We start from the raw sequence: 707 nt of genomic DNA, 5'->3' as shown, positions 1-707 counted from the left end.
GTGGGTGGGCCAGTGATCCGGGGTGCAGTGGTTGGCCGTTGGTGTCGGTGACGGTGAGCTGGTCGGCTGGTCCGGTGATGGTGATGATGCCGCGGTGGTGGAGCCGGTGGTGATAGGGGCATAGCAGGACCAGGTTGTTGAGGTCGGTTTCGCCGCCGTCTTCCCAGTGCTGGATGTGGTGGCCGTGCAGGCCGCGGGTGGCGCTGCAGCCGGGGACGGCGCAGGTGCGGTGGCGGTGCTCGAGGGCGCGCCGGAGCCGGCGGTTGATGGTGCGGGTGGAGCGGCCGCAGCCGATCACGCGGCCTTGGCGTTGGAACCAGACTTCGCAGGTGGCGTCACAGGTCAGGTATTGGCGGTCGGCGTCGCAGAGCAGGGGGCCCAGGTGCAGGGCGCCGATCTGTTGTTCGACATCGAGGTGGACCACCACGGTGGTGCGTTGCCCGTGGGGTCGGCGTTGGGCTTCGGTGTCCCAGCCGGTTTCGATTAGCGACAGGAAGGCGTCGATCTGGGTGGGCATCGGGGGTGAGGTGTCGGCGGTGGTGTGGTGGGTGTCGCGGTCGCGGTTCCATTGGGCGATGAGGGCATCGCGGTGGGACTGCAGGGCGGCCTCGAGCATCGCCGATTCGGGGTGCGGCAAGGTGATGCGCCAGATGTCGAGGTCGGCGTTGGAGGTTTTGGTGATGGCCGGCGCCGGGTCGGGTCGGGGG

At 69.0% G+C, this 707-nt stretch carries 1 protein-coding gene; it reads right to left on the bottom strand.

What is annotated here, in order from left to right:
* A partial coding sequence (locus EJK91_RS21475; RefSeq protein WP_164518073.1) for an HNH endonuclease signature motif containing protein occupies positions 1–707 on the bottom strand: 707 nt, incomplete at both ends.

The sequence above is a fragment of the Mycobacterium sp. P7213 genome (genome assembly GCF_900604305.1).
GTDB lineage: Bacteria > Actinomycetota > Actinomycetes > Mycobacteriales > Mycobacteriaceae > Mycobacterium.
This window is presented reverse-complemented; position numbering and strand designations above follow the sequence as displayed.